Consider the following 8,656-nt stretch of genomic DNA (forward strand, 5'->3'; position numbering starts at 1 on the left):
TGCCACTGGCGCGAGAAAGCAGCGCATCGAAGCCGCCGGCGAGATCGACGGCCAGCGACAGATTGGGGCTGGAAAAATGGTCAAGCGATGCGAGCGGATTGGCGACGCCGTCGAGATCGGGCAGCAACCGCTCGAGCGCGACCAGATCGATGTCCGGGCGTGCCTCGGCGATGGCCGCCAGCACCGATCGGAGGGCCGGCATATCCACCTTGGCCAGCCAGTTCGGGTCCGCGGCGACGAAGTTGCCGTTGGCGTGGCGCCCACCCATGAAGCGGGCGATCCGGAACGGCCCCTTCGAGGCAACCTCCAGCGCCAGCGAAAAAACCGGTTTGCCCTCGGCACTCAGCGTCGCGACGAGCAGGTCCGGTCGTGTCTCGGCCGCCCAGTTCAGGATCCAGGCAGCACTCTGCGCCGGACCAAACAGAGCCGAGCGGCAGAACTCGGCATAGGCCGCCAGTCCGTCCGTGGACGCCACCGAGATCGACAGGCCGGCACGGTCCCGTGGCAAGGCGCGCGACGATGCCTCGGTTGCCGCAAGCCGATTGCCGTCAAATGACGCAGTTGCGTCAACCATACCTCAATCCTTAGGGCGTATTGGTCGCGATTTGGGGGTTCGCATAGGCGCATTCCGTGCTTGGATCAGCCTAGGCGCAAAAGGTGAATGAATGATCGACGGCGGGGAGGCAATCCGGAAACTGGCGCTGAACGTCGCCCGCTATACCGGCCTTGCACCGCTGGCCAAGCCGTTCATCGGCGGCATTGGCGCCATCCTGATGCTGCACCGTGTTACCGCGACGCCGGAAAAGCCGGACGGCGTCAACCGGCATCTGAATATCGCGCCCGGGTTCCTCGATGCCATGATCGCCGACATGAAGGCGCATGGCTATGCCTTCGTCTCCATGGACGAAGCCGTCGAGCGCATCAAGGCGGGCGGCAAAGGCGGTCAGTTTGCCACGATCACCGCCGACGATGCCTATCGCGACAATATGGTCGAGGCGCTGCCGGTGCTGGAGAAGCACGGCGCGCCGATCACCATCTATGTCGCGCCCGGGCTGATCAACGGCACAGCCGACCTGTGGTGGGACGTTGTCGAGGACATCGTCAACGCGCGCGATACCTTGACGCTGACGCGGCCGAAGGGTCCGCTGACGATCGATTGCTCGACCCCCGCGAAGAAGCTGCAGGCCAATGCACGCCTGCACGCCTATCTCACCTCCGAAATCCGCGAGAAGGACCTGCAGGCGGTGTTGCGCGATCTGGCTCGCGCAAATGGCATCGACGCCGACGGTCCGCGCCTGCGCACATTGATGAACTGGGACGAAATCCGCCGCATCGCCGCGCATCCGCTGGTGACGATCGGCGCCCATACGATCAACCACAGCAATCTGAAGCGGCTCTCCGAAGCCGATGCCCGGCACGAGATCGGCGCCGTGCGCGCCATGTTGCTGGCCGAACTGGGCGAAGAGCCCCGCCATTTCGCTTACCCCTATGGCTATGCGAGTGCCGTAGGCTGTCGCGAAGTCGGCTTTGCCCGTGACGCAGGCTACACCTCTGCCGTGACGACGCGCCACGGCGTGCTGCGCGCCGAACATGCCGGGTTCCTGCAGGCTTTGCCGCGGATTTCCGTCAACGGCCGCTATCAGAGCCTCGCCCATATTCGCACCATGCTGTCGGGCGTGACGACGCCGCTCGCCAATGCCGGCAAGATGGTCGTCACCATCTGACGCTGGCGGTTTCGCCTAGCGCTTGGCCCTCGGCTCCAGCATCAGCCATTTGATGATGCCCATTGCCGGCAGCACCCAGACCAGGCCGCTGAGCAGGAAGAACAGGAAATGCACCCACGGACCCGACTCCGACAGCCGGGCGACCGCGAAGATCGATGCGACCAGCGCATAGATGATGACCAGCGCCACCAGCAGAAACATTCCGATCAGCTTTTTCAGGCGCAGGGGCATGGTTGGTCTCCTGATCGAGCATGCCGGAATTTGCACAGGCGGCCTGGCAGGCTCAAGGGGTAACGGCCTCGCATAGGCCTTGAGGCGAGACTGCGCAACCGGTGAGACGCGGCGCGACGGCGTGCCGCGCCGGATGGTCTTGCCAGCACGGGTGCGATGGTCCACCAATCCGCCAAATCAACCTGCCGGGACAAGATCATGGCTGCCATATCAGCTGCCGCGCCATACGTCGCCCGCGACCGCGACCTGCATAACCGGGCGCTGCTGCGCGCCTGGCTCTATGTGGTGCTTCTGGTGCTGTTTGCGCTGGTGCTGGTCGGCGGCGCCACCAGGCTCACCGATTCCGGCCTGTCGATTACGCAGTGGAAGCCGATCCATGGCGTGATCCCGCCGCTCAACGATGCCGAGTGGCAAGAGGAATTCCAGCTCTACCAGCAGATCCCGCAATATGCCGAGCTCAACAAGGGCATGGGCATCGAAGCGTTCAAATCGATCTTCTGGTGGGAATGGGCGCATCGCATCCTGGCGCGCAGCGTCGGCCTGGTCTTCGCCTTGCCGCTGCTGTTTTTCTGGGCAACGCGCCGCATCGAGCGCGGCCTGGGTCGGAAACTCGTGGGCATTCTGCTGCTTGGCGGCCTGCAAGGCGCCATCGGCTGGTGGATGGTGGCCTCTGGCCTGGTCGACCGGGTCTCCGTCAGCCAGTACCGCCTGGCGACCCACCTGACCCTTGCCGCACTGATCTTCACCGCCACCATGGTGGTCGCGCGCGGGTTGGCGCCGCATTCCGAGCCTGCCGCCGATAGGTCGACGCAGAGGCTGGCCGGCTTCATCGTGCTGCTGGCGCTGATCCAGATCTATCTCGGCGGCCTGGTCGCCGGGCTCGATGCGGGTCTGAGCTACAACACCTGGCCGCTGATGGACGGCAAGATCATTCCCGGCGATCTGCTGATCCTCGAGCCGGCATGGCGCAACTTCTTCGAGAGCCCGAAGACGGTGCAGTTCGTCCATCGGCTTGGCGCTTACACGGTATTCGTCGTGGCCTTGTGGCACATGATCGCCACGCGCCGGCGGCTGCCAGGCTCGACGCATGCGCGCCGCGCGACGCTGCTGTTTCTACTGGTGCTGGTGCAGGCCTCGATCGGCGTCGGCACGCTGCTCATGCATGTGCCGTTGCATATGGCGCTGACCCATCAGGGATTTGCGCTGATCGTGCTGGGCTTTGCAGCAGCCCATTGGCGCGGCACCAAGGGCGCCTATCCCTTGCCGACGGGAATAGCGCTCAGGGGCTGATCCCGAGCCGATCTACTGGGTCGGATCAGAAGCTTGCCCGCACCGCCCGGATCGCCTTGACGATCGACAATTCGCGATTCTCCTCGACCGCATTGTCGTCCTCGTGATGCCAGGACGCCGACAGGCATCCATAGGCAATGGCATGATCGAGGATAGCGGTCGGTGTCTGGCTCAGTGTTCTGGCAAAGATCTCGGCCATATCAGCGATCCGCTTCGGATCGAGGCAGAGATCGTCCCGGTCGAGCGGGTTGTAGAACATGTTCGCCGCGTCGAAGCCGGGATCGCCGAGCACGCCCTTCGGATCGATCGCCAGCCAGCCGCGCGGCCCGTGCAGGATGTTTTCGTGATGCAGATCGCCATGCAGGGGCCTGATGTCGTGCGGATCGGCCAGCAGCCGCTCGGCGATGACGGCTGCCTCGACATAGAGGCTGTCAAGGCCGGCGTCGCGATCGGTATTCGCCTTGTCGAACAGGCTGGCGAAGCGTTCCCGGAGCGGCTGAAGCTCGGGCGGGTAGGGGGCTTTCCCCCGTGAAAACAGTTTTGCCATCAGCTCCGCCGCGATTGCGGTCGCGGCAAAGTCGCCCTGTTCGTCGAGAACCTGCTGCAGCAGGGTTTCACCGGCATATTCGAGCAGCATGCTGTGGCCGTCGCGGCCGAGCAGACGCACCGCGCCTTCGCCGCGCCGCCAGGCGAGATAGTGCTCTCCGCGCAACTCGTCGGCGACGTCATCGAAAGGCTTCAGCGCCTTGACGATCGCCGGCGATCCGTCTTCGCGCAAAACCTTCCAGATGCGGCTCGAAAAGGTCTCGGCAACGAGTTCGGGCGCGCTGACTTTCCAGCGCGCCGGAAAGGCTGGCGTGTCCATCAGAGGCCGAGCATCAGATCCATGTTCTGGACGGCGGCACCCGAGGCGCCCTTGCCGAGATTGTCGTAGACCGCCAGCAGCAGGGCCTGCGCCCGTTTGTCGTTGGCGAAGACATAGACCTTCATCCGGTTGGTGCCGTTGTAGATCTCCGGATCGATCTCCGGCATGCGCTCCGAATGCGCATAGGGCGCCACCTCGACCACACCGCCCTTGATGGCGGCGAAATGGTCGGCAATCGCCGCATGCAGCTCCGCACCGGTCGGCACATGGTCGAGGCCGCCGAGTTGCAATGGCACCACGGTGATCATGCCTTGCGCGAAATTGCCGACCGCCGGCTGCATGATCGGATCATGCGACAGCCTTGCATAGGCCCTCAATTCCGGCACGTGCTTGTGCTGCAGGGTGAGGCCGTAAGGCAGGAATTCCGAGGCGTCCTCGCCCTTGGCGACGTAGTCCTCGATCATCGGCCGTCCGCCGCCGGAATAGCCCGAAATGCCGTTGACGGTGATCGGAAAATCGGCCGGCAGCAGGCCTGCTGTGACCAGCGGCCGCAGCGTCGCGATCGGTCCCTGCGGCCAGCAGCCTGGGTTGGCGACGCGCTTTGCCGAGGCAATCGCCTTTGCCTGGTCCTTGTCCATCTCGGCGAAACCATACGCCCAGCCCTCCGCCACGCGATGCGCGGTCGACGCATCGATGACCCTGGTGGTGTCGTTGGCGATCAGCGAGACGCTTTCCTTCGCCGCGTCGTCGGGCAGGCACAGGATAGCGACATCGGCGGCATTGAGGAACTCGGCACGTGCCGCCGTTTCCTTGCGACGCTCGGTGGGGATGGAAATGATCTCCAGATCACCGCGCTCGGCAAGCAGCGCCCTGATCTGCAGGCCGGTGGTGCCGTGTTCGCCGTCGATGAAGATTTTCGGTTTCATGGGTTGTTCAAATTCCCTGAGTTTTCAAGACTATATGCCCTGACCCTGAATCACTGCGGCACCATTGTGATTGCCGTTGTTCAGCTCTTCAAGCCGGGCTTTCCGTTCAGCAAGCAGACCGAGATATTGCATGGCCACCATCGAGCCGGCGATTGCCGTTATATCGGCGTGATCATAGGCCGGCGCAACCTCTACGACATCGGCGCCGACAATATCGATCTGGTTGAGCTGGCGCAGAGTCGACAGGATCTTGGCCGAGGACGGGCCGCCGGCAACCGGCGTGCCTGTGCCGGGCGCATAGGCCGGATCGAGGCAGTCGATGTCGAAGGTGAGATAGGTCTTCTTGCCGCCGGTGCGGTCGACAATGGCGTAGGCAATGTCGGACGCCCGCATCTCCTCGATTTCATGGCCATGGAGGATCTTGATGCCGAACGTGTCGGGCGCATGGGTGCGGATGCCGATCTGGATCGACCGGTCGGGATCGATGATGCCTTCCTTGACGGCGCGACCGACGAAGGAGCCGTGGTCGATGCGCTTGCCGTCGTCCGGCCAGGTGTCCTGGTGGGCGTCGAACTGCACCAAAGCGAGCGGACCATGGATGGCGGCATGCGCCTTGAGCAGTGGCCAGGTGACGAAATGATCGCCGCCGAGCGTCAACAGGAAGGCGCCTGATTTGAGGATCTTCGCCGCTTCGCGCTCGATCGTGCCGGGCGTCTTCTGATGGTTGCCCGAATCGAGCAGGCAATCGCCATAGTCGACGACCGCCAGATGCTCGAACAGATCGCGTGAAAAGGGATATTGCGGGTCGTTGTCGAGGATCGCCGAGGCACGGCGGATCGCCTGCGGCCCGAAGCGGGCGCCAGGCCGGTTGGTGACGGCGGCATCGAAGGGAATACCCCACACCACCGCATCCGCGCCCTTCACGTCCTTGGTGTATTTGCGCCGCATGAACGACAGCGCGCCGGAATAGGTCGGCTCGAACGCGGCGCCCGTTTTGGAACGGGCGGTGAAGGCGTTGTCGATGGTGTGGTTCGCCATTACGGATCCTCGTTTTTCATCGGGTTGCAACAACTACAGAACCGGCACGGAAGATGCCAGTCATAGCTTGGCGAGACGGAATGGCGCTGCCCGAGTGCCACGGCAAGACAGGATTGTATCATCATGACGCAGACCGCGTTTCTCAACCCCACCCGTGCCGCGGCGTCGACCCACACCGGCACGGTCGCCGGCGAACGCTTCCTGGTCCTCGATTCGTGGCGCGGCATCTGCGCGCTTCTGGTGGCGCTGTTTCACTTTCCTACCGGTTCGACGATTTCGCAAAGCGCCTTCATCGGTTCGTCCTACCTGTTCGTCGATTTCTTCTTCGTCCTTTCCGGCTTCGTCATCGCCAGCAGCTACGGCGATCGGCTCAACCAACCGGGACAGGTCGCGCGTTTCGCCCTGGTCCGTTTCGGCCGCATCTACCCGCTGCATCTGCTCATGCTTGCCGCCTTCGCCGGTTTCGAGCTGCTGCGGCTGATGCTGCCGCAATTGCACGGCACGGGGGCTGCCCCCTTCACCGGCGGCTTCGACCTCAACAGCCTGCTTGCCAATCTCCTTCTGCTGCAGGGTGTCGGCTTCGAGGATCAATTGACCTGGAATGCGCCGAGCTGGAGCATTTCGGCCGAGTTCTTCGCCTATCTCCTGTTTGCCGGCGTGGTCTTCGTCGCCGGCGTGCGCGCCTGGATATGGTTCGTCGCGGCCGCCGTCACCGCGCCGCTGTTCCTGCTCGGCTTCTCGACCCATCATATGGATGTGTCCTTCGATTTCGGCTTCATCCGTTGCCTGTACGGCTTCTCGCTCGGCGCCTTGCTGGCCTGGTTTCAGCATGATTCCATTGCAGGGGCGCGACAGGCTCTCGCCAGGGGCGGCCCGCGGATGGACTGGACCCTTGCCGAAATCGTCATGGTGGCCGTCATCGTGCTTTTCGTTTCGCTGGCGGGCGACAATGACTTCGGCATCGCGGCACCCCTGGTGTTCGCGCTGGCGCTGTTTCTGTTCGCCCATGAGGGTGGCTGGATCAGCGCCTTGCTCAGAGCCCCGTTCATGCTGACGCTCGGCGCGCTGTCCTATTCGATCTACATGGTCCACATCTTCGTCCAGGCGCGCCTGATCAACGTCGCGGGGCTCGTCGAGCGCAAGCTCGGCCTTGGCCTGATCGGCGACTTCATGCTGCGCGGCCAGCCTGCCACCGGCTTCGGTGCCGGCTGGACGGGGGCGGTGGCGATCGTCGTCATGCTCGCCGCTACCATTGCCGCCTCCTGGATCACCTGGCGTTTTGTCGAGATGCCGGCCATGGCGTGGTTCCGCAGGCTCTCGAAACGCATCTGACGCACCTGCTGCGAGTATTCCGCTAGCCGGCTTCGTTCACCCAGATGTCACGGGCGTCGCCTATCCGGGTGTCGATCCGGCAAGGAGCGATTCTCGATGCGGACCATCTGGCTGAGTTTTCTGCTTTACACGGCCGTGGCAGCCGCCTCTGGCCAGGCCTTGGCCGGCGAGACCCGCGCCAGACAGATCCTCGACCGCTTCGAGCATGCCAACCAATGGCGCGATCACGTCATGGTGGCTGCGCATCGCGCCGGCAGCATGCAGGCCGGCAAGACGCTCTACGCGGAAAATTCGATTGCCGCCGTGGAGGGCTCGATCGCCATGGGCGCCGAAATCGTCGAGGTCGACATCAGGCGCTCGAAGGACGGCGAGTTCGTCGTCATGCATGACAGCTGGCTCGACCGCACCACGACCTGCAAGGGCGAGGTGGTCATGTACACGCTGGCCGAACTGAAGACATGCCGGCTGGTGGTCGAGGGCACCGGTGCGGCGACAAGTGAAACAGTCTCGACGCTGCACGAGATGCTGATGGCGACCAGAAACCGCATCCTCATCAACCTCGACAACAAGCTCGACGTCGGCGCCCTCCCGGGCATGATTGCGGTCGCTCGCGGTCTCGGCATGGCCGAACAGGTCATCGTCAAGGAGAACCTGTGGAATTCACAACGGATTTCCACGGTCAAGGCCGCCATGGAGACCATTGGCGGCGGCTTCCAGTTCATGCCGATCATCGCCGATGACGCGGTGCATGACGCCGGTTTCGCCGGGACGGTCGACCGCGCCTTCTCGCCGCGCGCGATCGAGTTGATCAACTGGCGGGCAGGCGCCGAGACGCTGACCGAGACGGGCGGGCCGCTGTTCAGCACGCGCATGCGCGCGGCCGCAGTCAGGGGCAACTGGCACATCTGGGCCGACACCTACGCCATCGCCAACAAACCGGGCGGCTTCCTCGCCGGCGGCCGCGGCGACGAACTGGCGGTGCAGGCCAGCCTGCCGCGCGAAAGCTGGGGTTTCTGGGCCGATCGCGGCGCCACCATCATCCAGACCGACGAGCCGAAGGCGGCAATCGACTGGCTGGCCGCGAATGGTTTTCGCGTGCCTTATGCCGACGAGGCGCGGCCGGTTGAGCCGGCGAATACGGCGAGCATCAATTAAGCGGCGGCTGACGCTGCCAATCTCCCTCACGAGGGGGGAGATTGGTTAGCTTCAAGCCGCTAGCGCCACGCCGTCCAGTTCGCTAAGCGCATCCT

8 protein-coding genes and 1 pseudogene are annotated in these 8,656 nt (G+C 64.0%); 4 read left to right on the top strand and 5 right to left on the bottom strand.

What is annotated here, in order from left to right; genetic code table 11:
• Positions 1 to 574: pseudogene (locus tag ENZ75_RS12305) on the bottom strand (GNAT family N-acetyltransferase); the annotation flags it as partial.
• A 91-nt stretch (positions 575 to 665) separates the two neighbouring features.
• Between ENZ75_RS12305 and ENZ75_RS12310 the strand changes: the two are divergent.
• On the top strand, positions 666 to 1,724 hold the full coding sequence (locus ENZ75_RS12310) for a polysaccharide deacetylase family protein (RefSeq protein ID WP_063167778.1): 1,059 nt from the start codon (positions 666 to 668) through the stop codon (positions 1,722 to 1,724).
• A 15-nt stretch (positions 1,725 to 1,739) separates the two neighbouring features.
• Here the strand turns inward: ENZ75_RS12310 and ENZ75_RS12315 are convergent, their stop codons facing one another.
• Positions 1,740 to 1,955: a DUF2842 domain-containing protein gene (locus ENZ75_RS12315; protein WP_063167779.1), complete on the bottom strand. Its 216-nt coding sequence runs from the start codon at positions 1,953 to 1,955 to the stop codon at positions 1,740 to 1,742.
• A 198-nt stretch (positions 1,956 to 2,153) separates the two neighbouring features.
• Here ENZ75_RS12315 and ENZ75_RS12320 point away from each other — a divergent pair, with 198 nt between their 5' ends.
• Entirely contained in the window at positions 2,154 to 3,245 is a 1,092-nt protein-coding gene (locus ENZ75_RS12320; RefSeq protein ID WP_082826667.1) for a COX15/CtaA family protein, read from the top strand.
• A gap of 25 nt (positions 3,246 to 3,270) precedes the next feature.
• On the opposite strand, the gene ENZ75_RS12325 is transcribed toward ENZ75_RS12320, so the two are convergent.
• The 3 genes from ENZ75_RS12325 to speB are packed head-to-tail and all read right to left on the bottom strand — an operon-like array spanning position 3,271 to position 6,074.
• Entirely contained in the window at positions 3,271 to 4,113 is an 843-nt protein-coding gene (locus ENZ75_RS12325; protein ID WP_199489656.1) for an aminoglycoside phosphotransferase family protein, read from the bottom strand.
• Positions 4,110 to 5,036 (bottom strand): N-acetyl-gamma-glutamyl-phosphate reductase, encoded by a 927-nt coding sequence (argC, locus tag ENZ75_RS12330; protein WP_013532212.1) that lies wholly within the window; start codon positions 5,034 to 5,036, stop codon positions 4,110 to 4,112. Before argC ends, ENZ75_RS12325 begins: the two co-directional genes overlap by 4 nt.
• A gap of 30 nt (positions 5,037 to 5,066) precedes the next feature.
• Complete coding sequence (gene speB / locus ENZ75_RS12335) at positions 5,067 to 6,074, bottom strand: agmatinase (protein WP_013532211.1); 1,008 nt, start codon at positions 6,072 to 6,074, stop codon at positions 5,067 to 5,069.
• A 123-nt stretch (positions 6,075 to 6,197) separates the two neighbouring features.
• Here speB and ENZ75_RS12340 point away from each other — a divergent pair, with 123 nt between their 5' ends.
• Positions 6,198 to 7,406 carry an acyltransferase gene (locus ENZ75_RS12340; protein ID WP_013532210.1) on the top strand — a complete coding sequence of 403 codons (1,209 nt, stop codon included), beginning with the start codon at positions 6,198 to 6,200 and terminating at the stop codon, positions 7,404 to 7,406.
• Between the two features lie 96 nt (positions 7,407 to 7,502).
• Entirely contained in the window at positions 7,503 to 8,561 is a 1,059-nt protein-coding gene (locus ENZ75_RS12345) for a glycerophosphodiester phosphodiesterase family protein (RefSeq protein ID WP_013532209.1), read from the top strand.
• Positions 8,562 to 8,656 lie beyond the last annotated feature (95 nt).

Origin of the sequence: Mesorhizobium sp. M7A.F.Ca.CA.002.04.1.1 (genome assembly GCF_004022805.1) — a bacterium.
Taxonomy (GTDB): Bacteria; Pseudomonadota; Alphaproteobacteria; order Rhizobiales; family Rhizobiaceae; genus Mesorhizobium; species Mesorhizobium ciceri.